The sequence below is a fragment of the Pseudarthrobacter sp. PvP004 genome (assembly GCF_017876035.1).
GTDB classification, from domain to species: Bacteria; Actinomycetota; Actinomycetes; order Actinomycetales; family Micrococcaceae; genus Arthrobacter; species Arthrobacter aurescens_A.
The window spans coordinates 4,875,565-4,902,410 of the sequence record NZ_JAGINL010000001.1 but is presented as its reverse complement, the minus strand read 5'-3'; the positions used below and the strand labels follow the sequence as shown (position 1 = coordinate 4,902,410).

The following is a 26,846-nucleotide window of genomic DNA, read 5'->3' as shown; positions in this document are numbered from 1 at the left end:
GCCTCATGCTTTGGCTGTACTAATCCGGGCAGACCGGGTTGGATGGTTGCCCGCGCTTGCTCATTTCGAATTGCGGGATATCGTCCGCCGCGGGGCCGCCGCGGAACTTCGGAGAAGGTTCCTGGCCCTCGCTGATGCGCTGGAGTTCCTGCTCTTCGAAGACTTCTTCCTTGCCAAGCATGACGGCCGAGTCATGGTTGGTGATCTCACCGTTGAAGGCGCGGACCATGACGCTGCGGTCAAACTGGCCCTCCCACTTGGCGACGACGAACGTTGCCACGCAGTTGCCCAGCAGGTTCACCACCACACGCATGGAGTCCATGAGGCGGTCGGCTCCAAGGAGGAGTGCGACGCCGGCCACCGGGAAGATGCCGAGCGCTGCTGCCGTGGCGGAGAGGGCCAGGAAGGACGAACCCGGCACACCGGCCATGCCCTTGGAAGTCAGGAGCAGGACGCCCAGGGCCGCCAACTGCTGGCCCAGATCAAGGTTGTGGCCGAAGGCCTGCGCCAGGAACAGCAGCGAGATGGACAGGTAGATCGCCGCGCCGTCCAGGTTGAAGGAGTAGCCGGTAGGTACCACCAGTCCGGTGGTGGCACGGGAGCAGCCTGCGTTGGTCAGCTTGGTCATGATGCGTGGCATGACAGCTTCCGTGGAGGCTGTTCCGAGTGCCAGCAGAAATTCTTCGCGGGTGTACTTGAGGAATGACCACAGCGGAACCCTGGCGAAGCTCCAAGCCACCAGGAACAGCAACGCGATGAAGACAATCGCTGCGCCGTAGCAGGCGGCTATCAGCAGAGCATAGGTACTGAGCGTGCCCAGACCGTACTGGCCGATGATGAATGCCATGGCACCGAATGCACCGATGGGAGCCACTTTCATGATCCAGGACATGATCTTGAAGATCAGTTCCAGGACGGTCTCCATCAGGCTGATGACCGGCATGCAACGCTCGCGGCCGATGACAACAATCGCAGCACCGAAGAAGACGGAGAAGAACAGCACCTGAAGCAGGCTGTTGTTGGCAAAAGCACCGATCACGCTGACGGGAATGACATCCAGGATGAACGCTGCGGCGTCCTTGGGAGGCGCGTTTCCGGTCTTGGCGTTGAGCGCGTCCTGGGAGAGCGTAGCGGGGTCGATATTAAGGCCAGCACCAGGCTGAACAATATTTCCGACGATGAGCCCGAAGACGAGGGCAAAGAGGGTGGCGCCGGTGAAGTACAGGAGCGCCTTGACCCCGACCCTTCCGACCGCCTTGACGTCGCCCACTGCTGAGATGCCTGTGACAATCACAAGGAAAATCAGCGGGGCGATGATCATCTTGATGAGTTGAATGAATCCATCACCCAGTGGCCGGAGGGCGGACCCGATGGTCGGCCAAAAATGACCGATGAGTACACCTGCGACGACGGCGATCAGGATTTGAAAAAAGAGCGACTGATACAGCCGCTTTTTCTTCTGCGGGGCCGAACTCGCCTTCAGCGCCGCGGGGTCTGGGATCTTCATTGATCTGAACCAATCAGTTGGGAACAGCCCCACATTTTGAGGGGGTTTTTCAAATGTAAGCCTGCTCACACCATTCCGCAAGGGGGAATTGCATTTCCATAATATGGAAAGTCACATTTGGTTTGGAGCTTTGGGGTGCGGGCGCCCACCACCCCTTTTGAGCACAGAAATGCCCGCGACACACCCTTTGTCAGGCGTGCCGCGGGCATTCAAGTTCAAAGTGGGTGGTGGCGGTACGGGTCGCCCGTCCGGCGTGCGGGCAGGGGCTAGCCGCGGCCTACGAACGGCATGCCGGCAGCGGTCACCACCAAGGAACCAACACTCGCCGACGCCGGCATGTTGGCCATCATCAACACGGCACGGGCAGCGTCCTCCACGGGGAACATCGGCTCCACCTTGCGGCTGCCGTCGGCCTGGAGAGCACCGGAGCCCACGCCGATGGTGTCCATGATCTCGGTGCGCGTATTGCCGATGTCGATCTGCCCGGCGGTGATGCCAAACTCCCGCCCGTCCAGCTCAATACTCTTGGTCAGACCCGTCATCGCATGCTTGGTAACTGTGTAAGCCACGGACCTGGGCCTTGGCGAGTGCGCCGAGATGGAGCCGTTGTTGATGATGCGGCCACCTTGCGGCTCCTGGGCTTTCATGCTCCGCACAGCCTCAGCCGCACACAGCATGGAACCGGTGACATTCACCCTCAACGTTGCTTCCCAGTCGTCCACACTGATCTCACCCACATCGCCGGCCGGGCCGAAAATGCCGGCATTGTTGAACAGCACATCAACCCGACCCCAGCGTTGGCGGACCTCCGCGAAAAGGCGGGCGACGTCGTCGGGCGCTGTTACATCGCACGGAACCACCAACGCTTCCGAATGGTCGCCTGCGGTTTCGAGCAGCTGCGCCTCACGGCGACCGGCCAACGCCACCCGGTAGCCTTCGGCGAGCATGAGCCGGGCAACTGCCCGCCCAATACCCGAACCGGCCCCGGTCACGACGGCGACCCTAAAGTTTGCGGGCGGGCTGGAGTCAGTCATGTGGTTGCCTTTCGGGTGGTGCGGTGGAGCGTCAGCGTGCGGCTTCTGCCGGCTGGGCTGGAGTTGCTTGGGCTGGGGTTATCGGCCAGCCTATGACAGTCTTCGGGCGTGGCGTCGCGTAGGTTCGCACCTTGGACGTGGACAGCCCGAGACGGACCAGTGACTCGGCGATGGTGACCGCGGCGGCAACTCCATCCACCACGGGGACGCCCGTACGCTGGCGGATCTGCTCGTCGAGACCGGCCATTCCGCCGCAGCCGAGAACAATGACCTCGGCCTTGTCCTGCTGGACCGCTTGTTCCGCCTGGCTCACAATCGCTTCAACAGCACGCTCCGGATATTCCTCAAGTTCCAGCACGGCCATGCCGCTGGCCCTGACAGAAGCGCAACGTGCTTCCAGGCCCGCGAGCTTGAGGCGGTCCTCGATCAGTGGAACAGCGCGATCCAGCGTGGTGACCACTGAGTATTTGTGTCCAAGGAACATCGCGGTGCTGGCTGCTGCCTCGGTGATATCAACTACCGGGACGTCCAGGAGTTCCTGGAGGCCTTCGCGTCCGTGCTCGCCATAGCCTGCCTGGATGACGGCGTCGAACGGCTCGGGGTAGTTCACCACTGCATCCATGACGGCGATCGCAGCGAGGTAGCTTTCGAAATTGCCCTCGCAGGAGTCGGCGCCGAAGCGCGGGGTGATGCCGATGATTTCGGTGCCGGGGGCAGCTGCCGCACGAGCCTGGGCGGCGATGGAATCCGTCATGGACTGGGTGGTGTTCACGTTTGCGACAAGGATGCGCATGGTTTTCCTCTCAACGGCGACGCCCGTCCTCTTTCCGATGGACCGGGGAGGACGGGCGGGCCTTGATCTTGGGTGATGTCAGTGGGTGCTGGCGACGGCGATCGGCTCGCCGGAGACGTCTTCGTGGACTTGCTTCTTGTCCGCGACAGCGAAGTACGTCAGGGCTGCGACGCCGGCACCGATGAACCAGGCGAACGGAGCCGCCGCGGCCAGTCCCGGGATGAAGGCGATGGCGATGGCGAGGCCGGCTGCCGGGAGCATGGCGATGATGGCCTTCGGGTTGACGCCACGCTTGTAGAAGTAGGCACCCTTGGGATCTTCCGTGTAGAGCTCGGGGACGTTGACCTTGCCGCGACGGACCAGCCAGTAGTCGGCCATAACCACACCGAACAGCGGGCCGAGCAAAGCACCAAGGCCACCCAGGAAGTACACGATGACAATGGGGTTGTTGTAGAGGTTCCACGGCAGGATGATCAGACCGATGGTCCCACTGACCCATGCCGCCTTGCGGAAGTTCAAGTGCCGCGGGAAGAGGTTGGTCAGGGCGTAGACCGGAGCCACGAAGTTGGCCATCAGGTTCACGGCGATGGTCAGGATCAGCAGTGCCAGGCAAGCAAGGACCAGCAGGAGCGTATTGGGGATGCTCTCCACAATGTCCGAGGGGCTCTCGATGACGGTTCCGTTGATCTTGTACTGACCGCCGGCCATGACCACCACAATGGCGCCAAAGACGAGCATGTTGATGGGGATGCCCCAGAAGTTGCCCTTGACGATGGATTTCTTGGAAGCGGAGGAGCGGGTGAAGTCGCAGAAGTTCAAGACGAACGTTCCGTAGATCGAAACCCAGAGAGCGCCGCCGGCGAAGATGGTCAGCCACATCTCGGTACCCTCAAGACCCTTGATGCCGCTCCACTGGATGGCACCGCCGGCTTCGATGAAGACCCACACGGCAATCGCGGCCATGGTGACCAGGATGATGGGTCCGGCGAAGGCCTCGTATTTACGGATCATTTCCATGCCGAAGCTGACGATGACCAACTGGACGATCCAGAGGGCCACGAAGGAGAGCCAGCCAAGGGTGGAGAGCCCAAGGATGGAATTACTGTCCAGATCCTTGAGGCCCGGGGCCATGGCGACCAGCATGACGCGGAGAACCACCGAAGCCAGGTACGTCTGGATGCCGAACCACGCCACGGCAACGGCGCCACGGACAAGGCTGGCAATTTGCGCGCCCCGGATGCCGAAGCTGATGCGGCTCATGACCGGGAAAGGAACGCCGGTCTTCTCGCCCATGAAGCCGGAGAAGTTCAAGAGAGCGAACAGGAGGATGGCGCCGATGCCCAGGGCTACCAGGATCTGCCATCCACCCAGCCCCAAGGAGAACAGTCCGATGGCAAAGGCATAGTTACCCAGGCTGTGGACGTCGTTGGCCCAGAGGGTAAAGATGCTGTAGCTGGTCCACTTACGGCCCTTGGCCTTCGTGGGGGCGAGATCAATGTTGTAAAGGCTGGGGCTGATGGTACGGCCTGCGGCTTCGGAAGCTATGGCGCAGAGGTCAGTGTTACCTACCACCGGGTGGTTGGGGCCACCTGCGTTCTTGTCTCCCGGAGTCTCAGTGACGCCGACTGATGAAGTCGTCTGCATCGTGGATCTCCACTTCGTACTGATTCCACAATGCGGAATCTAGTTATTGAATAGTGAAAGCACTCTATGACTCAGGTCACGTAACGTCAAGGGTTCCCCATGTATGCAGGGTCACATTCTGTTGCTTGAGCAGTGCTTTGCCAGTTGACTGTTTTGGTTACGCAATCCGTGTTGACGCTGCCCAACCAGCAGACGTAATCTCGAATTGCAGAATTTTATTCTCACAATACGAAATTCGATGAGCGCCCCCACAGAGCAAGCGCCCAGACATTCAATGAAGAGAGGTTGGACGTGGCTGCAGGAGAAGAGACCTCACACATCCTCAGCGGGTTGACTGCCCAGCTGCCTGATCGTGATCCGGAAGAGACCGCGGAGTGGATTGAGTCCCTTGATGCGTTGATCGCGGAGCAGGGTACCGAGCGTGCCCAGTACATTATGCGTTCGTTGTTGCAGCGTGCCGGTGCCAGGTCGGTGGGTGTGCCGATGGTGACGACCACTGATTATGTGAACACGATCCCGGTGGACCAGGAAGCTCAGTTCCCGGGCAACGAGGAGTTCGAGCGCCGGTACCGGGCGTACATGCGGTGGAACGCCGCGGTGATGGTCCACCGTGCGCAGCGTTCCGATATCGGTGTCGGCGGGCATATTTCCACCTATGCCGGTGCTGCGACGTTGTATGAGGTGGGTTTCAATCACTTCTTCCGCGGCAAGGACCACCCCTCGGGCGGGGACCAGGTGTTCTTCCAGGGCCACGCGTCCCCGGGCATGTACGCCAGGGCGTTCATGGAAGGCCGCCTCACGGAAGAGGATCTGGACGGGTTCCGTCAGGAAAAGTCCAAGGCCGGTCATGCCCTGTCCTCGTACCCGCACCCGCGGTTGATGCCGGACTTCTGGGAATTCCCCACCGTGTCCATGGGTATCGGCCCGATGAACGCGATCTACCAGGCCCAGTCCAACCGGTACCTGCAGAACCGTGGCATCAAAGACACCTCGGACCAGCAGGTCTGGGCGTTCCTCGGTGACGGGGAAATGGACGAGCCCGAATCCCGTGGCCTGCTCCAGCTCGCCGCGAACGAGAACCTGGACAACCTGAACTTCGTGATCAACTGCAACCTCCAGCGCCTGGACGGACCGGTCCGCGGCAACGGCAAGATCATGCAGGAACTCGAGGCGTTCTTCCGCGGTGCGGGCTGGAACGTGATCAAGGTCGTCTGGGGCCGCGAATGGGACTCGCTCCTGGAAGCGGACACCGACGGGGCGTTGGTGAAAATCATGAACGAAACCCCCGATGGTGACTACCAGACCTACAAGGCCGAGTCCGGCGGGTTCGTCCGTGAACACTTCTTCGGCAAGTCCCCGCAGACCAAGGACATGGTCGCGGACCTGGACGACGAACAGATCTGGGGTCTGAAGCGCGGCGGTCACGACTACCGCAAGGTCTACGCCGCGTACAAGGCAGCGACCGAGTTCAAGGGCAAACCCACCGTGATCCTGGCCAAAACGGTCAAGGGCTACGGCCTGGGCCCGCACTTCGAGGGCCGCAACGCGACCCACCAGATGAAGAAACTGACCATGGAAGACCTCAAAGCCTTCCGTGACCACCTGCGCATCCCCATCAGCGATGACCAGCTCGACGCGGACCTCTACCGGCCCCCGTACTACCACCCCGGCATGGACGCCCCCGAAATCAAATACCTGATGGAACGCCGGGCAGAACTTGGCGGGTTCGTGCCCGAACGCCGCCGCAAACACACCGAGGTGGTGTTGCCCGAAGCGAAGTCCTACGAGGTCGCCAAACGCGGATCCGGGAAACAACAAGCCGCCACCACCATGGCCTTCGTGAGGCTCCTCAAAGACCTCATGCGGGACAAAAACTTCGGCGCCCGGTTCGTGCCCGTCGTCCCGGACGAATCCCGGACCTTCGGCATGGACGCGTTCTTCCCGACCGCGAAAATCTACAACCCCAAAGGCCAGAACTACCTCTCCGTGGACCGCGACCTCGTCCTGGCCTACAAAGAATCACCCGCCGGGCAACTGATCCACCCCGGCATCAACGAAGCCGGCGCCGTCGCAGCCTTCACCGCCGCCGGCACCGCCTACGCCACCCACGGCGAACCCCTGGTCCCGATCTACGTGTTCTACTCCATGTTCGGCTTCCAACGCACCGGAGATTCCTTCTGGGCCGCCGCGGACCAAATGACCCGCGGCTTCATCATCGGCGCCACCGCAGGACGAACCACCCTCACCGGCGAAGGACTCCAACACGCCGACGGGCACTCCCCCATCCTGGCCTCCACCAACCCCGCCGTGAAAACCTACGACCCCGCCTACGGCTACGAAATCGGCCACATCATCCGCCACGGCCTCGAAGAAATGTACGGACCCGACAGTACTGACCGCACCGGTGAAGACCGCAACGTGATGTACTACCTCACCGTCTACAACGAGCCCATCACCCAACCCGCCGAACCCGACAACCTCGACATCAACGGACTCCTCAAAGGCATCTACAAACTCGCAGACGCCCCCGAAACCACCGGGAACGGGAACCGGCCCACCGCGACCATCCTCGCCTCCGGCGTCTCCGTCCCCTGGGCCCTCGAAGCACAACGCATCCTCAACGAAGACTGGAACGTCGCCGCCGAAGTCTGGTCCGTGACCTCCTGGAACGAACTCCGCCGCGACGGACTCGCCGCCGAAGAACACGCCTTCCTCAACCCCGGCCAACCCGCCCGCACCCCGTTCATCACCGAACAACTCAAAGACACCAACGGACCCGTCATCGCCGTGTCCGACTACATGAAAGCCGTCCCCGACCAAATCCGCCAATTCATCCCCAACGACTTCGCCTCCCTCGGAGCAGACGGCTTCGGCTTCTCCGACACCCGCCAAGCCGCACGCCGCTACTTCAAAAACGACACCCATTCCATCGTCGCCAAAACCCTGCAGTTGCTGGCGGCGAGGGGCGAAGTGGAGGAGGGCGCGCCGTCGTACGCCATTGATCGCTACAAGCTGCTGGATGTAAACGCCGGCACCACCGGCGGAGCAGGCGGCGACGCCTAACAACCCGCATCAACACAAATTGGCGGCAGTGTTCGTGAAGAACATTGCCGCCAATTGTCGTTTTGTTGGTGTTGCTTACCCGGGTTTACGTGCCCAGGTTCCTCCGATCGACCACAAAGCCTGTTGCCGCGTTCTCGCGGACGGCGTTGATGCCGGCCACAACGGCTTTGAGACTTGGAAATTGTGGCGACACTGCCACAACCGTGCCGTCCTCGGCAGTGAGCCGGAATCGGAATGTGTTGGTTCCTGCCTTGAGAATCTCGAAACTGCCCGCCATGTTCCCCTGTTCTTCCACGCGTCGTTGCGTATTCGAGCTGACTGCATAGCTCCCCCACCGACAATAATGGCCATTTCCGGCCACCAAAAGACCTACCCACGGGTAATCTGCAACCGATTTAGGTAGATGTAACAGAAAGCAAGCTAGGAGCTAGAGACCGCATGGAACCCCGCGCGTATCGTGAGGATATGACTGACTCCAGCATGGCCCCGACCACGGGCGTGCTGCTCGCTGCGGGTGCCGGCACCCGCTTGGGCCGCGGCCCCAAAGCGCTGCTCCCCTTCCGAGGCCGGACCTTGGTGGAGGTACTCGCCGATACGCTTTTCGACGGCGGCTGCCGCGAGGTGGTGGTGGTACTTGGCGCGGAAGCCGACCATGTCCGGCGAAGCACCGATTTAGGCACACACCTGGTTGTGGAGAATGAGAACTGGGCCAAGGGCATGGCCGGGTCCTTCCGTGCCGGCATCGAAGCGGCCACGCCAGGGAACAGCATCATGGTGGCGCTGGTGGACCAACCCGGATTGACCCCGACGGCGGTGAGCAGGTTGCTGGGCAGCCACCGTCCCGGCAGGGTCACCGCAGCCGCCTACCCCGATGAGTCCGGCCACCTGAAGCGTCGGCACCCGGTGATTTTCGACGTCGGGCTACGCGAGCAAGCCGCGGCAGCGGCCAATGGCGACACGGGTGCGAGATCATTCCTCAAAGCCCATCCCGGGCTGGTGGACCTGGTGGACTGCAGCGACCTCTGCTCCGGCGAAGACCTGGACACGAAGGATCAACTGCATCTTTTGGACGGGTAGCGGCGGGTAAGTTAGGGTCCATGATCCGCATCGAAACTGATGATCCCGCACGCCCTGATGTCCACCGGCTCCTCAGCGAGCACTTGGCCGACATGTTCGCGACCTCCCCGGCAGAAAGCGTCCATGCGTTGGATCACTCAGCGTTGTCGCACGAGTCGATCACGTTCTGGACGGCCCGCGAGGACGGGGTCTTGTTGGGATGCGGGGCGCTGAAGACGCTGGCCCCGGGGCATGCGGAGATCAAGTCGATGCGTACCACCTCCACCGCACGCGGACGCGGCGTGGCCACCCTGATGCTGGAGCACATCGTGGCCGAAGCTGCCCGGCTGGGTTACGAGCGGCTCAGCTTGGAAACGGGCACCGAGGAGTACTTCGCCCCCGCGCGCCGGCTGTACGCCCGGCACGGATTCACGGAATGCCCGCCGTTTGGTGACTACACCTTGGACCCGCACAGTGTGTTCATGGAACTCGCCGTTTCACCCAAGTAGCTGGCATTAGTGGTTGTTCCCAGGGCTGGGAACAACCACTAATGCGAGTCAGTTGGGAATCAGGGTGCGGTCGCGGAGCGCCAGATAGATCTTGTCCCGCGCGATGGGTAGCTCACCGAAGCGAATCCCGGTGGCGTTGCGAATCGCGTTTGCCAGCGCAGGAGCCACGGGGTTGAACGGGCTCTCGCTCATGGACTTGGCACCGAGCGGGCCGGTGGAATCGTTGGTAGTGGCGAAATAGACCTCGCTCCTGGGCACGTCCGCGAACGACGGGATGTGGTACTGCCGCAGGATGTCCGTGGTGACGCGTCCGGCGTCGTCCACTTTCACTTCCTCGTACAGCACCGCACCGAGCGCCTGCGCAATGCCGCCCTCGATCTGGCCGCGGCACTGCCGCGGATTCACCACAACGCCGGCATCAGCGGCCTGGACACTTTGCAGAATCCGCAGCTCGCCGGTTCCCGTATTAACAGCAACCCTGAAGCCGTGCACGTTGAACGCGACCGACCGCGGCGTTCCTCCCCAGTTGCCGTCCGTGGCGAGCCGAACGCCTTGCAACCGTGCGGCGTCGACGATTTCCTTCAGCTGCACCGTGCGATCACCGCACTGAACCGCGCCGTCCACCAAACGGCAATCCGTCAGGGCGGCTCCCGTCAACGACGCCGCAACCGTCTGGATCCGCGTAGCGAGTTCCAGCGCCGCCCCGAGCGTCGCCTTCCCGGCCACCACCGTGCCGGCTGAACCGAACGCACCGGTGTCGTGCTCCACGAGGTCGGTATCTGACTGACGCACGGTCACCTTGGACGCCGTCGTCGCCAGCGCGGTGGCAGCCAGCTGCGCATGGACAGTTGTGGTGCCGTTCCCGAACTCGGCAGTACCGACGTCGACGGCGAACCTTCCGTCCGCTTCCAAGCTCACCCGGGTGTGGGCGAAGTGGCCCCGGGGCGGGACGGTGTCGATCATGGACAGGGCTGAGCCCTCCCCGACCACCCAGTCCGGCCCGAGATCATCCAGCCCGGCAGCCCGATAGCGTTCTTTGCCACGGTCCAACGCGTCCCGCACCAACGCCACGCACTGGTCCAGGCCGTAGCTGCCGTAGTGGACGTCTTCCTCGGGCTCGGGTGTTGTGGAGAGCATGTGATCGCCGGGCCGGACCATGTTCTTGAGCCGGAACTCGAGCGGATCCATGCCGATGCCGATGGCAAGTTCGTCAATGGCGGACTCGATCGCGAAGATCATCTGGCTCAACCCATAGCCCCGGAAAGCACCTGCGGGCACGGTGTTGGTGTAAACCGCGTGCGCGTCCACCTTCTTGTTCACGCACTTGTAGACGGCCAAAGACTCGCCGCAGCCGTGGAACATCACGCCGGGAGCATGGTTTCCGTAAGCGCCGGTGTTGGTGAGGACGTTCAGCTGCAGCGCAGTGAGGTACCCATCGCGGCTGGCACCTGCTTTGAGGTGAATGGTGAAGGGGTGGCGGGTGGTGGTGGCCGTGAACTGCTCGGTGCGGGTGAACTCCAACTGCACCGGCCTGCGAAGGGCCAAGGCCGCGAGGGCTACAAGATCCTCAGTGAGAACTTCCTGCTTTCCGCCGAATCCGCCGCCGACCCGCCCTGCCACCACGCGGATGGTCTCCGGGGCCAGGTTGAACACCCGGCTCAGCGTCCTCTTCACCAGGAAGGGAACCTGCGTGGAGGACCGGATCGTCAAACGACCGTCCTCATCCAGCCAGGCAATGGACGCATGGGTTTCCATCGCAACGTGCTGCACGCGTTGGGTTTGGTAGGTGTGTTCGTGAATAAAGTCGGCAGCAGCGAAGCCGTCGGCCACGCTGCCCAGTTCCGCGTGGACCTCGGCCACCACGTTGTGATGCGGGCGGGAAATGCGGGAGAAGACGCCGTCCTTTTCCCCATGAATCGCCGGTGCGCCGGGAAGGATGGCCTCCTGCGGAGTGAACACCGGCTCCAGGAGTTCGAATTGCACGGCCAATGCACGGGCACCGGCCTCGGCAGCACCCACAGTTTCGGCCACCACCGCGGCAACCCGCTGCCCGATGAACCGCACCACGTTATCCAGGACACGGGTGTCGTCGGGGTCGTCGGCGAAGTTCTCGTGTTGGGCCGTGGAGAACAGCAGCTGCGGCGCATCTTCATGAGTGAAGACCGCCACGACGCCGGGAACTGCCAAAGCTGGCGCCTTGTCGATGGACACGATCCGGGCATGCGGGTGCGGCGAACGCAGCAGCTTCATATGCAGCAGGCCCGGGAGTTGCTCCGCCGGAACATCAAGGGTGTAGCGGGCGGTTCCGGTGACGATGGCCTGGCCGGCGGGTGCGGGAACGTTGTCGCCGAGCTGGCCGGGGGTCGCTTCCACAGAGGCTGGTGCCTGCGCCCCCGAAACGTCCGCACCGGCGTCGTGCTTGTGGTCGTCTCCGTGACCACAGACCGCGTCGGCGATGGAGCGGTAGCCGGTGCAGCGGCACAGGTTGCCCTTGAGGTTGCGGGGCAGGTTGGCGCGCTGCTCGTCATCGAACGTTGCCGCGGTCATCATCATGCCGGCGGTACAGAAACCGCACTGGAAGCCTTGGCTCTCCAGGAACTGCTCCTGCACAGGGTGCAGCCCATCAGCGGAGGCGAGGCCCTCGATGGTGGTGACCGCTTTGCCCTCCGCGCGGACTGCAGGGTAGATGCAGCTGTGGACGGGCGTGCCGTCAACGTGCACGGTGCAAGCACCACAGTCGCCGCCGTCGCAGCCTTTCTTGACGCCGAAGTTGCCTTCCTCCCGGAGGAAGGTACGGAGGCATTGTCCGGGGCGGGGTGTGGCCTGCGAGGCAGCGCCGTTGATCTCAATTGCCATTCCGGGCCTCCTTCTGCTTGATGGTTGTTGCGGCTGGCTGGGTTGACGGCTGGGGCGAGGTGGCGTGCGGCGGCCAAAAATCGCCGGACACAGTCATTGATTCGCCCAGCAGTTCGGCCCGGATTTCCTCGGCCAACTTGAAGGTCATGTCCCGCCGCCAGGCAGGCAGCCCGTGGATGTCGTCGTGGTACAGCGGCCACGGAATGGAATCGCCGACGGCGTCAGCCAGCGTCCCGGCGTCGGGAACCTGCCCGGCGGGGAACCGCAGCTGTACCGGCCTTTTGGTGGACGCGGTCACGGTGATGACCAGGCCGCCGTCGGGGTCGAGCCGGCCTATCAGCAGTACGCCCGAGCGGCCAAGGTTGCTCAGCGACAAGCGCCGGAAAGCGACCCGGGCTGAGAGCGCGCTTGCGGGCAGATGGATGCTGCGCAGCAACTCCCCCGGCGCGAGGACGGTCTGCATATCCCCGGTCACTACGTCAGCCACCGGGACGTCCCGGCTGCTGCCGTCCGGGCTGAGGATGGTGGCCACGGCGTCGAGTCCGGCGCAAAGCGATGTCATGGGCCCTGCCGGCAGGCCCGTGCAAATGTTGCCGCCCACCGTGGACATGTTCCAAATCTTGAACGAGGCCACGAACGAGTCGCAGCACGGGCGGATCAGTGCCAGGCCCGGCCATTCACGGTTGGCTGTTTCTGCAGCCAGCGGAAGGGAATAGAGCTCGGCGACCGTGCAGGTGGCGGCCAGTTCGAGGCCTTGGTCAGTGACAGTGATGGCGGGCCAGTCGGCTTGGCCCAGGTCAAGGAGCCGTTTGAGGACGGTGCTGCCGTAGGAGAAGAGGACCGTTCCTCCGGCGAGCCAGGCATCGCCGTCGCGCCACTGTGCCGGGTCCGTGGTGGGGACCACGGCCTCGATGGTGTTCATGTCCATGAGTCCTCCTGAGTGAGGTGTCGAGGTGCCGGGTGAATCGGGCCGGTGCTGTCCTTCAGGGAAGGGAAACCGGGTGTAGTGCCTTTTGTGCCGGCTCCGCGCTCGGCGATGATTTCGGCCGTGATGGACACCGCTACTTCCGCGGGAGTCACGGCGCCGAGGTTCAATCCGATGGGCGAATGGAGGCGTTCCAAGGCTTCCGGCGGTGTGCCTGCCTCAAGCAAGGCGTCCACCCGTTGGCGGTGGCTGCGACGCGAACCCATCGCGCCGACGTACGCCAGGTTCAATCGAAGGGCGCTTTCGAGCAGGGGGATGTCGAACTTGGGGTCGTGGGTCAGGATGCACACCACGGTGCGGGCGTCGATGCGTCCTGCAGCGGCTTCGGATTCCAGGTAGCGGTGCGGCCAATCGGTAACCACTTGGTCTGCTCCTGAGAAGCGGCTTTGCGTCGCGAAGGCGGGGCGGGCATCGCACAGGGTGACGTTGTATCCAAGGAGTTGCCCGGCGGGTAGCAGGGCTGCACCGAAGTCGTTGGCACCGAAGACCAACATCCGCGCAGCGGGCAAACGGCTTTCCACAAACAGAGTGATCGGTTCCGGCTGCACTTCTTCGCGTGGAGGCAAAGCCAATCTCTCGGTGGTGACCCAGCCGTCGATGCAACCCTCGGGTGCGGCGAGGCGGACCAAACCGGCTCGGCCACCTTGGAGCAGCGGCTCTACTTGGGCCGCGGCGGCGAAGAGCGTGGCGGGGTGGTCCCCCGCCAGCTTGGCCAGTTCCTCCGATTCCATGGCACGGAACCTCGCAGGATCATTGACCACCATGACTCCGCCGCCGGCATCGAGCCGACGGATCAGGGCCGCAGGGCGCTTCGCTTCAGCAAACACGGAAAGTTCGGGCGATCCAGCCATGAGCGGCTGGATGTGGACTTCCAGCTCTCCTCCACAAGTGAGTCCGACGGCGAACGCGTCCTCGGAACTGTAGCCAAAAGACTCAAGGCGAGGGCCGCCGTCGCGCATTGCTTCCAGGGCCGCCTCAACGACGGCACCTTCCACGCAACCGCCGGACAAACTGCCCAGGATTTCGCCTTTTTCGGAAACCATCATGGAGGTCCCCATGGGCCGCGGCACGGAGCCGCCAGTCCCCACGATCGTGGCCACAGCACACAGTTGGCCAGAGACCGCAGGCCGCCAGCTGCCCAGCGAAGGCATCAGATCCAGCATGGCAACACATCCTTATTCCAGGTGTCCCAGCCAGGAGGCCCGGCCGGAGCAGTGCGCGATCTTGCCTCATATTCTCATTTCCAGAGGATGTTGAGGGGGAGTCGCGGGTAATCAGTAAAAGTTCAATCAGTAAGAGTTCATAGGAACGGGGGCAAGGGCTTCATCTCCCTGCCCCCGTTCCCTGACGGAGCGTCGGCGCCCTTCCCTGAATCATCAGGGCCGCCGCCCGCCGTCGTGCCTGTTAAGAGGGACGACGACGGACGCCTATTCGTGCGGTGGGTACCGATGGACCGTCGATCGGAGTACCGGAATTGTGCCCGCCGGCGCGGGGTGCGCCCGGTTACCGGGCAGGTGTGGGCTAGACGCCCATCAGGGCATTGATGGGGCCCCGGGCGAAGTAGATGATGAAGCCCGCCGTGACAACCCACATGAGCGGGTGGACCTTCTTGGCTTTGCCCGACGCCGCGCTGATGACGGCGAAGGAGATGAATCCGACACCGATGCCGTTGGCGATGGAGTACGTCAGCGGCATGGTCACGATAGTCAGGAACGCCGGGAGTGCTATGGAGAACTTGGTGAACTTGATCTCGCGGATCTGCGCCATCATCATCGCGCCAACCACTACAAGTGCTGCAGCAGCTACTTCCAGCGGCACCACCGAGGTGAGCGGGGTGAAGAACATGGAACCCAGGAACAGCAAGCCGGTAACCACCGAAGCCAAGCCGGTCCGTGCGCCTTCGCCGATGCCCGCCGCCGAATCGATATACACGGTGTTGGACGAACCGGACGTTGCGCCACCCACCACTGCGCCCATGCCTTCAACGATGAAGGCCGACTTCAGCTTGGGGAACGTGCCGTCCTTGTGAGCCACGCCTGCGCTCTTGGCCAGACCGGTCATGGTCCCCATGGCGTCGAAGAAGTTGGTGAACACCAAGGTGAAGACCAACATGGTGGCAGCCAATCCGCCGATCCTGGCGAATGAGCCGAAGAGATCGAACTGACCCACCAAGCTCAAATCCGGGACCGAAACCAGCTGGCTCGACAAGATGGGGACGTTGAGGTGCCAGCCGCCGGGGTTGTCGGCACTGCCTGGGCCAATGTGGAACACAGCCTCGACAACTGCGGCGAGGACGGTGGTAGCGACGATGCCGATCAGCAGGCCGCCCTGGATCTTGCGTGCCACGAGGATGCCCATGGTCAGCAGTCCAACAATGAAGACAAGGGTGGGGATGGAGGTAATGGAGCCATTGTCTCCGAGCTGAACCGGCGGACCGCCCGTGGTGGCGCGGACAAAGCCGGAGTCAACGAAGCCGATGAAGGCAATGAACAGGCCGATGCCAACAGTGATGGCGGCCTTCAGCTCCTTGGGGACTGCCTTGAAGATCGCCGTCCGGGCTCCGGTAGCACCGAAGAGGACAATCAGGATGCCGTTGATGACCACCAGGCCCATGGCTTCCGGCCATGTGACTTCCTGAATGACCGCGACGGCAAGGAAGGAGTTGATGCCTAGACCGGCTGCAAGGCCGAAGGGCAGGTTGGCCACCAGACCGAAAATGATGGTCATGACGCCGGCAGTCAGGCCGGTGACGGCGCCAACCTGTGCAGCCGAGAGCCAGCCGCCGGCAACGTCCGTAGGGGCGTTTTCTGCCGAGAAGCCGCCCAGGATGAGCGGGTTGAGGATGACGATGTACGCCATGGTGAAGAACGTGACCAAGCCGCCGCGGAATTCGCGGGCCAACGTGGAGCCACGCTTGGAGATCTGGAAGAACTTATCCAGGAAGGAGTTCGACACCGGGGGCTTCTTGTTGCCATCTGCCAGGCCGGTTGCCGTGTGCTTTGCCGCTGTGGGCTCTGCGCTCTTGCCACCGTTGGGGAAGAGCGCAGCCTGCTTTTCAGCTGCTTCTTGCATTTCTGCGGTATCCAGGCTTTCCATGTCAGCCACCGGGCCCTAGTAATCAATCCTGGAATCAAGCGTGTTCCATGTGTTGAACGGCTGGAGGGCCTCCGGAGCCTGGGGGTCGCCCAGTTCCAGCTTGGCTACCGGCATCAGCGCGTCCCGGTTGTCGTTCTCGAAGTACTCGTAGAAGACGGCGTCGTCGAAGCCGACGGATGCGGCGTCGTGACGGTCTGCGGCAAAAAACACGCGGTCAACGCGTGCCCAGAGTGCAGAGGCCAGGCACATGGGGCATGGCTCGCAGCTGGTGTAGAGGGTTGCTCCGCTGAGATCGAAAGTTCCCAGTTCGCGGCAGGCATTACGGATGGCCGTGACTTCTGCGTGGGCGGTGGGATCGTTCGTGGCGGTGACGCGGTTGACGCCTTCGAAGGCTCGTCCGTCCGCGGTGACAATGACGGCGCCGAAGGGGCCTCCACTGTTGAGGACATTGGCTGTTGCCAGCTCAATGGATGTGGCCAGGAATTGCTCGGCCGTGACGGTTGTACTCATGTTGCGACTTCCTTAGTGCTGAGGAAGCCAGGTGACCTGTTTGGGGGCGCTACAGAGAGGAGCTCCAGTTAGCTTGGTTACCAGGCTTCAGCATGTGCGATGAAGGTTAAGTTGCGCCTGGTAGATAGCTTCCCGAGGTCCGGGTGCCCGCCTTTGGCAGTTAGAGCGTAGCACCAGGTTTGTGAGCCGCGCCATAGTTTTTTGAAAATTTAATTTCGTCATGCGAAATTACTTACTCAGCGGTCCTGGTGCCCGAATGTGACCGCAGCCCGCCCGCAGGCGTTGACGGCCGCCGTCGTGCATTTTACGCTGAGGGGACCGGACCGCTCTCTGGCGGGGCCGGAAACCTGGATCAGCAGACAGGGCCTAACTGAGCTGGAACGCGTACACGCCGACCAGACAAGGAACCTGCAATGACCCCCCTTTGGATCAAGAACCCCCTGGGTATCTTCACTGCAAACGACCTCGACGCCGGCGGCGGCCTGGTGGTTTCTGATGGAAAAATCGTGGAGTTGGTGCCTTCGGGAGGACAGCCGTCTGTTGATTCCGTTTTTGACGCGTCCGGGCACGTTGTTCTTCCCGGGCTCATCAACACGCACCACCACTTCTACCAAACCCTCACCCGCGCATGGGGCCCCGTGGCCAACGCGCCGTTGTTCCCGTGGCTGCAGAACCTCTACCCCGTCTGGGCACGACTCACCCCACGGAGCCTTGAGCTCGCCGTGCAGGTCGCGCTGGCCGAGCTGCTGCTTTCGGGCTGCACCACCGCCGCCGACCACCACTACCTCTTCCCCGACGGCATGGAAGACGCCATCGACATTGAAGTGGCCGCCGTCCGGGCCATGGGGATGCGAGCCACGCTGACCCGCGGGTCCATGACCTTGGGAGAGGACGACGGCGGGCTGCCGCCCAGGACCACGGTCCAGTCACCCGAGGCAATCCTTGCGGACAGCGAAAGGCTGATTCGTCAGTACCACGAAACGGGTGACGGGGCTGTCGTGCAGATCGCCCTTGCCCCGTGCTCCCCGTTCTCGGTGACCAAGGAAATCATGGCCGAGAGCGCAGCCATGGCCGAACGATTCGATGTCCGGCTCCACACCCACCTTGCCGAGACCATCGACGAGGAAGACTTCTGCCGCTCCATGTTCGGGCTGCGGACCGTGGACTACCTGGAATCCGTGGGCTGGTTGGGATCCCGCACCTGGCTTGGACACGGCATCCACTTCAATGACGACGAGATCGCCAGGCTGGGAGCCGCGGGCACCGCCGTCGCGCATTGCCCCACCTCCAACATGCGCCTCGCCTCCGGGACCGCGCGCGTCTTGGAACTGGAGGCCGCAGGTGTTCCTGTGGGGCTGGGGGTGGATGGGTCGGCGTCGAACGATGCTTCCAACATGATCCTCGAAGCTCGGCAAGCCCTGTATCTGCAGCGGCTCCGCTACGGCGCCTCCGTTCCCGTGGAGCGGGCTCTTGGTTGGGCTACTCGTGGATCCGCTGCCGTATTGGGGCGCTCCGACATTGGCCAGTTAGCCCCGGGGATGCAGGCCGACCTTGCGCTGTTCAAGCCCGATGAGCTGCGATTCTCCGGCAGCCACGATCCCGTCGCTGCGTTGCTGCTCTGCGGAGCGGACCGCGCCGACCGTGTGATGGTGGGCGGTTCCTGGCGCGTGGTGGACGGCGCGATCCCCGGACTGGACGTGGCCGGGCTCATCGCTGAGCACTCGGCCGCGGCGCGGAAGCTGGTGGCGGGGTAGCGCTGGCGTGCTGAGGCCTCGCCCGATTCGATGGTTCCCTGCTCAGGATGCCGATCGCCCGGCACTTTTTGCAGGGAACCATCGAATTGCTCGGCTCAGCTAGATCGTGATCTTGTAAATATGATGCGTGTACTCGTTCGCGAACGAATCAGTGAACTTGCCTTCCGTTACCTGGATAGTCCGGCCTTCGCCCACCACTTCCACCTGGTTACCGGTGATCCCGGCGGGAAGCGTGAACGTCTTTGAGCCCGGAGCACCGCTTAGCCCGATGCCTGCGAAAAGGTACGCGCTGCCGTCCTTGGCCTTGAGCATGGTGTCAGTGCCCGCAGCTCCCGCGTTCCACTCATAGCTTTGTGTGTTGAGGACAGGAGCCAACGCTTGGATCCCTGCCAGCGCGGCCTTGATCTTCGCCCTGCGATCATCAGGAATGTCCACCAAAGAATAGTTACCGTACGCCGGATCATTGTTGTGTTGGAAGATGCTGATACCGCGCGCTTCGTGGATGATGCCGGACCACATGGCACCCTCCATCTGCTCCGGGGTTATGGTCCTGGCGTTCGACTCACCCAGGTACGGCCGAGCCGATTCCACGAACAGCCAATTCGGTTTCTCGCCAGGGGTTGCCTGGAAGGACCGCATCCGGTCAACCTGCCAGCCATACGCTGCACTGACCGCCGGGTTGGCACCTTCGGGCCACGCAGGGGAAGCTCTGAAAGCATCTCCCACAGGCGGGCTGGTATAGGCATAGTTATCGACGGAAGCGAAATCCACGGCCGCCAAGAAATCGTCCATGGTCCCGCTGGCCCACCACGTCCCCAAGATGCCTTTGCTGTAATTGGCGTTGATGGGCCGGCCGTCACCATACGCGCGTATCTTCTCCACAAGATTGGTCATCTGCTGCAAGTTCTCCTGGGTATTGCTCCCGGAACAACCCAAGCCCATGTCGCACTCGTCAAAGGTCGCCCAGGCGACAACGCCGTCGTTGGCGCCCACCTCGGAACGTGCCCACTCCTGACCGGCGATGACGAGCATTCCGGTGTCAGTGATGGACGTCATCGTGGAGCCATCGTGCTCTGCCTCCTGATACACATTTACGCCAAGGTCCTTCAACCGGGCGGCGTGCTCCGGTTTCCCGAAAAAGACGCTCACGGGGAACAGGTTGGGGTTGTTCAGCCTGGCCGCACCCGGGAACTTGGTCCAGTACCCTGGTCCACCATCCCAGGGAATCCGAGCCAGGTTGGAGAGGGTGCCCGAAGTCGCCGTCGGGGTCGGGGTCGGGGTGACCGTCGCCGTCGCCGTCGGGGTCGGGGTCGGGGTAACCGTCGCCGTCGCCGTCGGGGTGACCGTCGCCGTCGCCGTCGGGGTGACCGTCGCCGTCGCCGTCGGGGTCGGGGTCGGGGTAACCGTCGCCGTCGGGGTGACCGTCGCCGTCGGGGTGACCGTCGCCGTCGGGGTCGGCGTGACGGTCGCCGTCGGGGTCGGCGTGACGGTCGCCGTCGGGGTCGGCGTGACGGTCGCCGTCGGGGTCGGGGTAGTGCTACTGGACGGTATGGGTGCCAAGGTAGTTACCGACGGCGTGGGCTGCGGCTGAGGCGTTGTGCACCCGGAAAGAGCCAACGCCATCACCGCCACGAATATTGAGACCTTGAGTTTCATGACTTGTATTTCCTTTTGCAGGGCAGCCACATTGAGCTGCCTCGGTGCCGTCTCCCCAGCCGGCTCTTTCGCCACCTGCCTTGGCAGGGTTTCAGCCGGGACATTGCCCGGCACGGCGCGGCGATGCGCGTCGGATTCTCGATCTCTGCCGTGCGCCGCCTGTAGCCGGTGCCGTTCGAGCGAGATGTTGCGGCCCGTGTCCGGTCAGGGCCGCGACGACCAAATGCCCGTAGGTGGTCGTCGACTCAGCATACGGGAAGCCCACATCCGCCATGCCGCTGGTTTAGATGGTTCCCTGCTCAGGATGCCGTGCGCACGGCATCGTGAGCAGGGAACCATCTGAACGGGTTCTCCACATAGACAAACCCGCCCCTGTGCCGGCTTTCCCGCTCGTTCCAGTCTTGACTCATGACCAACAGCACTCATGACCAACTGCCCCCGGGAATGGATTTGTGGCGAACCAACGAGCTGTATGAAGCGGGGATCCACCATCGAAGAATTGCCATGCTTGTCCGTTCCGGCGAGCTGGTGCGCCTACGGCGCGGTTGCTATATCCGAGGCAGCACCTGGACAGCCCAAAAGCCATGGATCCGCAGTCTGCAACTCATTGCCGCGCACGCACACGGGACACTTACGACGTCGGCCGGAAGCTTGGTCTACAGCCACACCTCGGCCGCGCGCCTCCATGGCCTCTTCCTATGGAACGTGGATGACAAAATCCACATCACCACGGAGACAACCACCTCATCCACGTCACACGGCGGGGATGTTGTTCCGCACACACGTTCGCTGGCGGTGACTGGCGACGTTGTTTTTGTGAGGGGCATGCCTTGCACCACCGTGGAACAAACCGTGGTGGATTGCTGCCGGATGCTGAGCTACAAACAAGCCTTGGTCCTGATGGACCATGCTCTCAGAAAGGGCGCAGATCCTGTGAAGCTTCAGCAAATGTGCACGTTGATGGCCGGCCGCAACGGAGTGCTCACTCTTCGCCGGGTCCTGGAGAATGCGGATGCCAGGTCAGAGTCCCCCGGGGAAACCCTCACCCGGGAGTTGCTCCAGCGGTTGGGGATCGAACTTCCCGAATCGCAGGTGGAGGTCGCGTCACCGGAAGGTCGCCATCGGCTGGACTTTGCGTGGAAGAAAAGGAAGGTTGCCTTGGAGTTCGATGGAAGGGTGAAGTACTTCGACTACGCCCCTACTGACGAGGTGATCTACCAGGAGCGGCTGCGCGAAAAGGCCTTGACCGAGCTTGGCTGGAGGTTCATTCGCATCAAGTGGCAGCAACTGTTCAAGGAACAGGAGTTCAAGACCAGCGTGCTGAGAGTTTTGCGGGGAACAAGCTAGCGCCGGATTCGGGGGTTCACTACCAACAGTGCCGTGGGCACGGCATAGTGAGCAGGGAACCCACGAAACGGCGGCGGAGAGGAAGAGGCGCAAGGGCAACGGAAAGGCGGGCAATACCTCCCCAGGTATCGCCCGCCTCTTTGGCTCTGTTGCGCAGAGTCCGCGCTCCTGAAAATTCCCGCAGCGGCAGGGTTCCCTGTCCGAGCTTGCGAGGAAAGGGGGGCCGCTGAGGACGGAAAGATCCTAGGGGCGCTGCCGGCCGAACACCGGGAGTGCGCGCAGCCAACGGGAGAACCCGCCGGCTTTGCGGTCACAGTCGGCCGGAATGTAGAAGTCCGGATCTGTCGCACCGAAAGGCAGGTACAGCTCCTGACCCGGCGCCGGGAATTCCACGACGTTGTTCGTATCCTTCGAGTCCATCTGTTCCTCCTCTTTCTCATGCAAGCAGTTTCCGCTCTTCGGAAAACTTTTATTGTTATGTGGAAAGTGTAGGCAGGCGTCAAAGCAAGCGTCAAGACCCCCGAGGAGCCAAACTGAGTTGCCCCGGTCACATTTGGATGGTTCATAACGATCCGCCGGAACCCGTATACACAAGTCGAATTAGTGCGCTACTCTCGAATGAGTTCGTGGCGTACGTCACGTAACCTGAGAGCAGCAGGCAGGGTCGTAATGAGCTGGCATCAATGGATGTCGGCTCTTTTTTGTTGGGTCGGCTCCACCAGAAACGCAGTGGAAACACGCGCTTAATTTCATTGATGGAACCTAGGTTCCACCTCACAGAAGTTGGGATATGACCATGAGCAACAACATCGTCCTCGGCGAAAACCAGTACGGCAAAGCAGAAGTCCGCGTCGTCAAGGTCACCCGGGATACTGACCGCCACCACATCGAAGACTTGAACGTCACCTCACAGCTGCGCGGCGACTTCCAGGCGGCCCACCTCGAAGGCGACAACGGACACGTCGTTGCCACCGACACTCAGAAGAACACGGTCTACGCCTTTGCCCGTGAAGGCATCGGCTCACCCGAGTCCTTCCTGCTTCGCCTCGCAGACCACTTCACTGGCGGATTCGACTGGGTCACCGGCGGCCGCTGGGAAGCCGAAGCCTACAGCTGGGATCGCATCCAGGCCCACGGCGAGGGACACGACCACAGCTTCGTCCGCAACGGACAAGAGGTGCGTACCGCCGTCGTCGTCCGTGATGGCGCAACCACACACCTCATCAGCGGCCTCAAGGACCTGACCGTCCTGAAGACCACGCAGTCCGGTTTTGTCGGCTACCCGCGCGACAAGTACACAACCCTGCCGGAGACCACCGACCGCATCCTGGCCACCGACGTATCCGCCCGCTGGCGCTACAACACCAACCTGGACTTCGCCGGCACGGACTTCAACAAGAGCTACGAGGACATCAAGGCACTCCTGCTTGAAGGCTTCACCGAGAACTACTCCCACGCACTGCAGCAGACGCTGTTCGACATGGGCAAGAAGGTCCTGGAAGCTCACAGCGAAGTGGACGAGATCAAGTTCTCCATGCCCAACAAGCACCACTTCCTGGTTGACCTGAGCCCGTTCGGCCTGGACAACCCCAACGAGGTCTTCTTCGCCGCGGATCGCCCGTACGGCCTCATCGAAGCAACCGTCCAGCGCGAGAACATCGAGGCTGCACCGGTGGCATGGAGCGGCATCGCCGGCTTCTGCTAAACCCGCACCAAACGCGGACTAAGCCGCACTAAACCCGCACCATCTCAAGGGTTTGTGTGCAGGTCCCCCCAACGGCGCCCCGTCAAGGCCGGACCTGCACACAAACCCAACCCCAAAAACAACCCAAAGATTTGTTAGCCAGACATAGTTAGCCAGACGAAGACGTCTGCCATGAACCCAGAAAGTCTGCCATGAACATCAAGAAGAAATCCCGCTCTGCGAATACCACCGCTTCGCAGACGAACAAGCCGGAACGGCCCGAGGACAAGCGACTCTCCATCGGAAGCACCTTCGCCTATGGCTTCCAGCACGTCCTCACCATGTACGGCGGAATCATTGCGCCCCCGCTGATCATCGGTGCCGCTGCAGGCATGTCCTCGCAGGACATCGGCCTCCTCATCGCCGCTTGTTTGTTCGTGGGCGGCCTGGCCACCATCCTTCAGACGGTGGGCATCCCGTGGTTCGGCTCGCAGTTGCCGCTGGTTCAGGGTGTTTCCTTCGCCGGTGTCTCCACCATGGTGGCAATCGTCCAAGGTGGCGGCGGGATCCAGGCGGTGTTCGGCTCCGTGATCGTGGCCTCGCTGATTGGCCTGGCGATCACTCCCCTGTTCTCCAAGATCATCAAGTTCTTCCCGCCTGTGGTCACCGGCACGGTGATCACCACCATCGGCCTCACGCTGATGCCGGTGGCGGCCAACTGGGCCATGGGCGGCAACGCCAAGGCTGACAACTACGGCAGCATGGCCAACATCGGCCTCGCAGCAGCCACCATGGGCGTGGTCCTTCTCCTCAGCAAGGTTGGCAACGCCGCCATTTCCCGACTCTCCATCCTGCTGGCCATGGTCATCGGTACCATCATCGCTTTCATCGCCGGCATGGCTGACTTCTCAAAGGTGGGCCAGGGTGACATCGTCGCTTTCCCCACGCCCTTCGCTTTCGGCGCTCCCACCTTTGAAATCGCTGCCATCATCTCCATGCTCATTGTCATCCTGGTGACCTTGACCGAAACCTCGGCCGACATCATCGCAGTGGGCGAGATCGTGGACACCAAGGTTGACTCCCGCCGCATCGGCGACGGCCTCCGCGCCGACATGCTCTCCAGCGCCATCTCCCCGTTGTTCAACTCTTTCACCCAGAGTGCCTTCGCCCAGAACGTTGGCCTTGTGGCCATCACGGGCATCAAGAGCCGCTTCGTTGTCAGCGCCGGCGGCCTCATCCTGGTGGTCCTGGGCCTCCTGCCGATCCTGGGCCGTGTTGTCGCAGCGGTTCCGACGCCCGTCCTGGGCGGCGCCGGCGTCGTGCTTTTCGGTACGGTGGCAGCCAGCGGTATCCGCACCCTGGCCAAGGTGGAGTACAAGAACAACATGAACCTGATCATCGTGGCGGCCTCAATCGGATTCGGCATGATCCCCATCGCGGCACCTTCCTTCTACGACGAGTTCCCGTCCTGGTTCTCCACGATCTTCCACTCCGGCATCAGCTCGGCTGCCGTCATGGCCATCCTGCTGAACATCCTCTTCAACCACTTCAAGGCCGGCAACTCGGACAACCAGTCGGTGTTCGTGGCGGGCACTGACCGGATTGTCAGCGAAGAGGACATCAAGTGCCTCAGCGAGGGCGACCGCTTCGAGAACGGCAAGCTGATCGACGCCGACGGCAAGGAAGTCCCACTCAAGGCATCCAGCGCGTCAGAGCACTAGCTTCCGCACGCGCGGATGACAGCAGGCGGCAGTGTTTTCCTTGGGGGACACTGCCGCCTTTTGTCGCCTCTCGGGGGGGTCGCCCCTCGGGGCATGTACGACGCCGGCACTCACCGTAGGATCAGGCCATGACCGAGAAGCCCATGACCAACCAAGCGCCCTGCTTCCACTCGCTGGCCTTCCGCGAGATCCCGAGGCCGGACTATGCGGACGTTTGCCTGGCCACTCTCCCGAACGGCGCCGGCACGGACCCCACGGAATGGGCGGAGCGGTTGTTCTCCTTGGAGTCCATGCCCCGTTGGGTCGCCGGGGCAATGGGCTTGCGTCAGGCGCTTGTGCCCTTGATCGGAATTCCCAGGGCGCCTCAGGACACGTTCAAGGTGACCGACCAGTCGGGCGAAGAAGCCCTGATCTTTGTCCGGGACAAGCACCTGAACTTCGCGGCCGCCGTAGGGGTTGATCCTGTGAGCCGACTGATCAGGGTGACTACCGCCGTCGAACTTAAAGGGTGGCGCGGGAGACTGTACTTCGGCGTGGTGCGGCCCGTTCACCCGATCGTGGTGAACTCCATGCTCAAGAAGGCCACCCGCTCAAAACCCTCGCCGACATAACAAAAGATGGCAATGTTCGCGAAGAACATTGCCATCAAATGCCGACTCGGCGAGTTTAGTTTTGGTTGAGCTCCGCGGAGATCGCCATGGCAGCCTCGCGCAGCATGGGCACGGCGCGGTCAGCGAAGCTCTGGTCAACGCGGGTGATCGGTCCGGACACGGAGATCGCGGTGGGCGTGGGCGCGTTAGGCACGGCCATGGCGAAGCAGCGGACGCCGAGCTCCTGCTCTTCCTCGTCAATGGAGTAGCCACGTTCGCGGATGAGCTTGAGATCTGCCAGGAGGGAGTCGATGTCGCCGATGCTCTTGGCCGTGGGAGTGGGCATGCCGGTGCGGGCCACAATGCCGCGGACAACTTCGTCATCCAGCTGGGCGAGGATGGCTTTTCCGACTCCGGTGTCGTGCGTGTGGGCGCGGCGCCCAACCTCGGTGAACATGCGCATGGAGTGCATGGACGGGACCTGGGCCACGTAGATGACCATGTCCGAGTCGAGGACGGCCATGTTGGAGGTCTCGCCGAGGCGCTCCACGAGGGTCTTCAGCTGCGGCCGGGCCACGGCTCCGAGCTGCTTGCTGGCGCCTTCACCCAGGCGGATGAGCCGAGGGCCCAAAGCGTAGCGGCGGTTGGGCAGCTGACGGATGTAGCCGAGGGACACCAACGTGCGGAGCAGGCGGTGGATGGTGGGCAGGGGGAGGTCCGTGGACGACGAAAGTTCGCTCAGGGTGACGTCGCCGCCTGCGTCCGTGATCAGTTCCAGCAGTTCAAAGACGCGCTCAACGGACTGCACGCCTCCGGAGGCTTTTTCAGCCATTCCCTTGTCTCCAATGACTCAGATTCCGACAACTCTTATCCGCATCGTGAAAAGAATTGCTTAGAACACCCAACATACAGCACAACCCGCACCTGCGCGATGACGCCAAACATGACCAAGCAGGGGGTTGTGTTTCCACTTTGTAGATAATAATATCCATAATACGAAAACATTCAGTTTGGAACGGCGGCCCGGGAACGGGCCTTACA

General features: G+C 62.5%; 22 protein-coding genes. 9 read left to right on the top strand and 13 right to left on the bottom strand.

Going from position 1 to position 26,846, the window contains the following annotated elements:
- Positions 1-19: 19 nt before the first annotated feature.
- From J3A64_RS22490 to J3A64_RS22475, 4 genes are all read right to left on the bottom strand, one after another.
- Positions 20-1,507, bottom strand: coding sequence for a C4-dicarboxylate transporter DctA (locus tag J3A64_RS22490; RefSeq protein WP_011776008.1), 1,488 nt, complete (start codon positions 1,505-1,507; stop codon positions 20-22).
- 266 nt (positions 1,508-1,773) lie between these two features.
- Positions 1,774-2,541 (bottom strand): SDR family oxidoreductase, encoded by a 768-nt coding sequence (locus tag J3A64_RS22485; protein WP_011776009.1) that lies wholly within the window; start codon positions 2,539-2,541, stop codon positions 1,774-1,776.
- A gap of 31 nt (positions 2,542-2,572) precedes the next feature.
- On the bottom strand, positions 2,573-3,334 hold the full coding sequence (locus J3A64_RS22480) for an aspartate/glutamate racemase family protein (protein WP_011776010.1): 762 nt from the start codon (positions 3,332-3,334) through the stop codon (positions 2,573-2,575).
- Between the two features lie 78 nt (positions 3,335-3,412).
- Positions 3,413-4,978 carry an NCS1 family nucleobase:cation symporter-1 gene (locus tag J3A64_RS22475; RefSeq protein WP_011776011.1) on the bottom strand — a complete coding sequence of 522 codons (1,566 nt, stop codon included), beginning with the start codon at positions 4,976-4,978 and terminating at the stop codon, positions 3,413-3,415.
- 291 nt (positions 4,979-5,269) lie between these two features.
- Between J3A64_RS22475 and aceE the strand changes: the two genes are divergently transcribed.
- Entirely contained in the window at positions 5,270-8,041 is a 2,772-nt protein-coding gene (gene aceE, locus J3A64_RS22470) for a pyruvate dehydrogenase (acetyl-transferring), homodimeric type (RefSeq protein WP_210065996.1), read from the top strand.
- Between the two features lie 85 nt (positions 8,042-8,126).
- Here the strand turns inward: aceE and J3A64_RS22465 are convergent, their stop codons facing one another.
- Entirely contained in the window at positions 8,127-8,318 is a 192-nt protein-coding gene (locus tag J3A64_RS22465; RefSeq protein WP_081589157.1) for a DUF1508 domain-containing protein, read from the bottom strand.
- Between the two features lie 161 nt (positions 8,319-8,479).
- Here J3A64_RS22465 and nboR point away from each other — a divergent pair, with 161 nt between their 5' ends.
- Positions 8,480-9,118, top strand: coding sequence for a nicotine blue oxidoreductase (gene nboR / locus J3A64_RS22460; protein WP_210065994.1), 639 nt, complete (start codon positions 8,480-8,482; stop codon positions 9,116-9,118).
- Between the two features lie 20 nt (positions 9,119-9,138).
- Positions 9,139-9,606 carry a GNAT family N-acetyltransferase gene (locus tag J3A64_RS22455; protein WP_011776014.1) on the top strand — a complete coding sequence of 156 codons (468 nt, stop codon included), beginning with the start codon at positions 9,139-9,141 and terminating at the stop codon, positions 9,604-9,606.
- 48 nt (positions 9,607-9,654) lie between these two features.
- On the opposite strand, the gene J3A64_RS22450 is transcribed toward J3A64_RS22455, so the two are convergent.
- From J3A64_RS22450 to J3A64_RS22430, 5 genes are all read right to left on the bottom strand, one after another.
- Positions 9,655-12,462 (bottom strand): molybdopterin-dependent oxidoreductase, encoded by a 2,808-nt coding sequence (locus tag J3A64_RS22450; RefSeq protein WP_210065992.1) that lies wholly within the window; start codon positions 12,460-12,462, stop codon positions 9,655-9,657.
- Positions 12,452-13,390, bottom strand: a complete 939-nt coding sequence (locus J3A64_RS22445; protein ID WP_210065991.1) for a xanthine dehydrogenase family protein subunit M — start codon at positions 13,388-13,390, stop codon at positions 12,452-12,454. The genes J3A64_RS22450 and J3A64_RS22445 overlap by 11 nt, the downstream gene beginning before the upstream one ends.
- A complete protein-coding gene (locus tag J3A64_RS22440; protein WP_210065989.1) occupies positions 13,381-14,610 on the bottom strand; it encodes an XdhC family protein in 1,230 nt (409 codons plus the stop codon). The genes J3A64_RS22445 and J3A64_RS22440 overlap by 10 nt, the downstream gene beginning before the upstream one ends.
- 358 nt (positions 14,611-14,968) lie before the next feature.
- On the bottom strand, positions 14,969-16,552 hold the full coding sequence (locus J3A64_RS22435) for an NCS2 family permease (protein WP_011776018.1): 1,584 nt from the start codon (positions 16,550-16,552) through the stop codon (positions 14,969-14,971).
- Between the two features lie 6 nt (positions 16,553-16,558).
- The gene (locus tag J3A64_RS22430; protein WP_011776019.1) at positions 16,559-17,053 is read right to left on the bottom strand and encodes a nucleoside deaminase; all 495 of its coding nucleotides are present in this window, start codon (positions 17,051-17,053) and stop codon (positions 16,559-16,561) included.
- A gap of 413 nt (positions 17,054-17,466) precedes the next feature.
- Between J3A64_RS22430 and J3A64_RS22425 the strand changes: the two genes are divergently transcribed.
- The gene (locus J3A64_RS22425) at positions 17,467-18,807 is read left to right on the top strand and encodes an 8-oxoguanine deaminase (protein WP_210065988.1); all 1,341 of its coding nucleotides are present in this window, start codon (positions 17,467-17,469) and stop codon (positions 18,805-18,807) included.
- 99 nt (positions 18,808-18,906) lie between these two features.
- Here the strand turns inward: J3A64_RS22425 and J3A64_RS22420 are convergent, their stop codons facing one another.
- Positions 18,907-19,956 (bottom strand): hypothetical protein, encoded by a 1,050-nt coding sequence (locus tag J3A64_RS22420; RefSeq protein ID WP_210065987.1) that lies wholly within the window; start codon positions 19,954-19,956, stop codon positions 18,907-18,909.
- A gap of 97 nt (positions 19,957-20,053) precedes the next feature.
- Here J3A64_RS22420 and J3A64_RS22415 point away from each other — a divergent pair, with 97 nt between their 5' ends.
- Both J3A64_RS22415 and J3A64_RS22410 read left to right on the top strand, forming a co-directional pair.
- Complete coding sequence (locus J3A64_RS22415) at positions 20,054-20,398, top strand: hypothetical protein (protein ID WP_210065985.1); 345 nt, start codon at positions 20,054-20,056, stop codon at positions 20,396-20,398.
- A 473-nt stretch (positions 20,399-20,871) separates the two neighbouring features.
- Positions 20,872-21,810, top strand: a complete 939-nt coding sequence (locus J3A64_RS22410) for a type IV toxin-antitoxin system AbiEi family antitoxin domain-containing protein (protein ID WP_210065983.1) — start codon at positions 20,872-20,874, stop codon at positions 21,808-21,810.
- A gap of 243 nt (positions 21,811-22,053) precedes the next feature.
- Here J3A64_RS22410 and J3A64_RS22405 read toward each other — a convergent pair whose 3' ends face one another.
- Positions 22,054-22,230 (bottom strand): hypothetical protein, encoded by a 177-nt coding sequence (locus J3A64_RS22405; RefSeq protein ID WP_014922716.1) that lies wholly within the window; start codon positions 22,228-22,230, stop codon positions 22,054-22,056.
- 370 nt (positions 22,231-22,600) lie between these two features.
- On the opposite strand from J3A64_RS22405, the gene pucL reads away from it, so the two are divergent.
- From pucL to J3A64_RS22390, 3 genes are all read left to right on the top strand, one after another.
- Positions 22,601-23,515 (top strand): factor-independent urate hydroxylase, encoded by a 915-nt coding sequence (gene pucL, locus J3A64_RS22400; RefSeq protein WP_011776023.1) that lies wholly within the window; start codon positions 22,601-22,603, stop codon positions 23,513-23,515.
- Positions 23,516-23,706: 191 nt separating this feature from the next.
- Positions 23,707-25,215, top strand: coding sequence for a nucleobase:cation symporter-2 family protein (locus tag J3A64_RS22395; RefSeq protein WP_011776024.1), 1,509 nt, complete (start codon positions 23,707-23,709; stop codon positions 25,213-25,215).
- A 128-nt stretch (positions 25,216-25,343) separates the two neighbouring features.
- Positions 25,344-25,826, top strand: coding sequence for a DUF2867 domain-containing protein (locus tag J3A64_RS22390; RefSeq protein ID WP_011776025.1), 483 nt, complete (start codon positions 25,344-25,346; stop codon positions 25,824-25,826).
- Between the two features lie 55 nt (positions 25,827-25,881).
- On the opposite strand, the gene J3A64_RS22385 is transcribed toward J3A64_RS22390, so the two are convergent.
- A complete protein-coding gene (locus J3A64_RS22385) occupies positions 25,882-26,637 on the bottom strand; it encodes an IclR family transcriptional regulator (RefSeq protein ID WP_011776026.1) in 756 nt (251 codons plus the stop codon).
- Positions 26,638-26,846: the final 209 nt, after the last annotated feature.

What these genes read in the sequence shown, in the direction of transcription:
- J3A64_RS22490 (WP_011776008.1), bottom strand. Translation starts at nt 1,507, where the DNA reads ATGAAGATCCCAGACCCCGCGGCGCTGAAGGCGAGTTCGGCCCCGCAG.
- J3A64_RS22485 (WP_011776009.1), bottom strand. Translation starts at nt 2,541, where the DNA reads ATGACTGACTCCAGCCCGCCCGCAAACTTTAGGGTCGCCGTCGTGACC.
- J3A64_RS22480 (WP_011776010.1), bottom strand. Translation starts at nt 3,334, where the DNA reads ATGCGCATCCTTGTCGCAAACGTGAACACCACCCAGTCCATGACGGAT.
- J3A64_RS22475 (WP_011776011.1), bottom strand. Translation starts at nt 4,978, where the DNA reads ATGCAGACGACTTCATCAGTCGGCGTCACTGAGACTCCGGGAGACAAG.
- J3A64_RS22465 (WP_081589157.1), bottom strand. Translation starts at nt 8,318, where the DNA reads ATGGCGGGCAGTTTCGAGATTCTCAAGGCAGGAACCAACACATTCCGA.
- nboR (WP_210065994.1), top strand. Translation starts at nt 8,480, where the DNA reads ATGGAACCCCGCGCGTATCGTGAGGATATGACTGACTCCAGCATGGCC.
- J3A64_RS22455 (WP_011776014.1), top strand. Translation starts at nt 9,139, where the DNA reads ATGATCCGCATCGAAACTGATGATCCCGCACGCCCTGATGTCCACCGG.
- J3A64_RS22450 (WP_210065992.1), bottom strand. Translation starts at nt 12,462, where the DNA reads ATGGCAATTGAGATCAACGGCGCTGCCTCGCAGGCCACACCCCGCCCC.
- J3A64_RS22445 (WP_210065991.1), bottom strand. Translation starts at nt 13,390, where the DNA reads ATGGACATGAACACCATCGAGGCCGTGGTCCCCACCACGGACCCGGCA.
- J3A64_RS22440 (WP_210065989.1), bottom strand. Translation starts at nt 14,610, where the DNA reads ATGCTGGATCTGATGCCTTCGCTGGGCAGCTGGCGGCCTGCGGTCTCT.
- J3A64_RS22430 (WP_011776019.1), bottom strand. Translation starts at nt 17,053, where the DNA reads ATGAGTACAACCGTCACGGCCGAGCAATTCCTGGCCACATCCATTGAG.
- J3A64_RS22425 (WP_210065988.1), top strand. Translation starts at nt 17,467, where the DNA reads ATGACCCCCCTTTGGATCAAGAACCCCCTGGGTATCTTCACTGCAAAC.
- J3A64_RS22410 (WP_210065983.1), top strand. Translation starts at nt 20,872, where the DNA reads ATGACCAACAGCACTCATGACCAACTGCCCCCGGGAATGGATTTGTGG.
- J3A64_RS22405 (WP_014922716.1), bottom strand. Translation starts at nt 22,230, where the DNA reads ATGGACTCGAAGGATACGAACAACGTCGTGGAATTCCCGGCGCCGGGT.
- pucL (WP_011776023.1), top strand. Translation starts at nt 22,601, where the DNA reads ATGACCATGAGCAACAACATCGTCCTCGGCGAAAACCAGTACGGCAAA.
- J3A64_RS22395 (WP_011776024.1), top strand. Translation starts at nt 23,707, where the DNA reads ATGAACATCAAGAAGAAATCCCGCTCTGCGAATACCACCGCTTCGCAG.
- J3A64_RS22390 (WP_011776025.1), top strand. Translation starts at nt 25,344, where the DNA reads ATGACCGAGAAGCCCATGACCAACCAAGCGCCCTGCTTCCACTCGCTG.
- J3A64_RS22385 (WP_011776026.1), bottom strand. Translation starts at nt 26,637, where the DNA reads ATGGCTGAAAAAGCCTCCGGAGGCGTGCAGTCCGTTGAGCGCGTCTTT.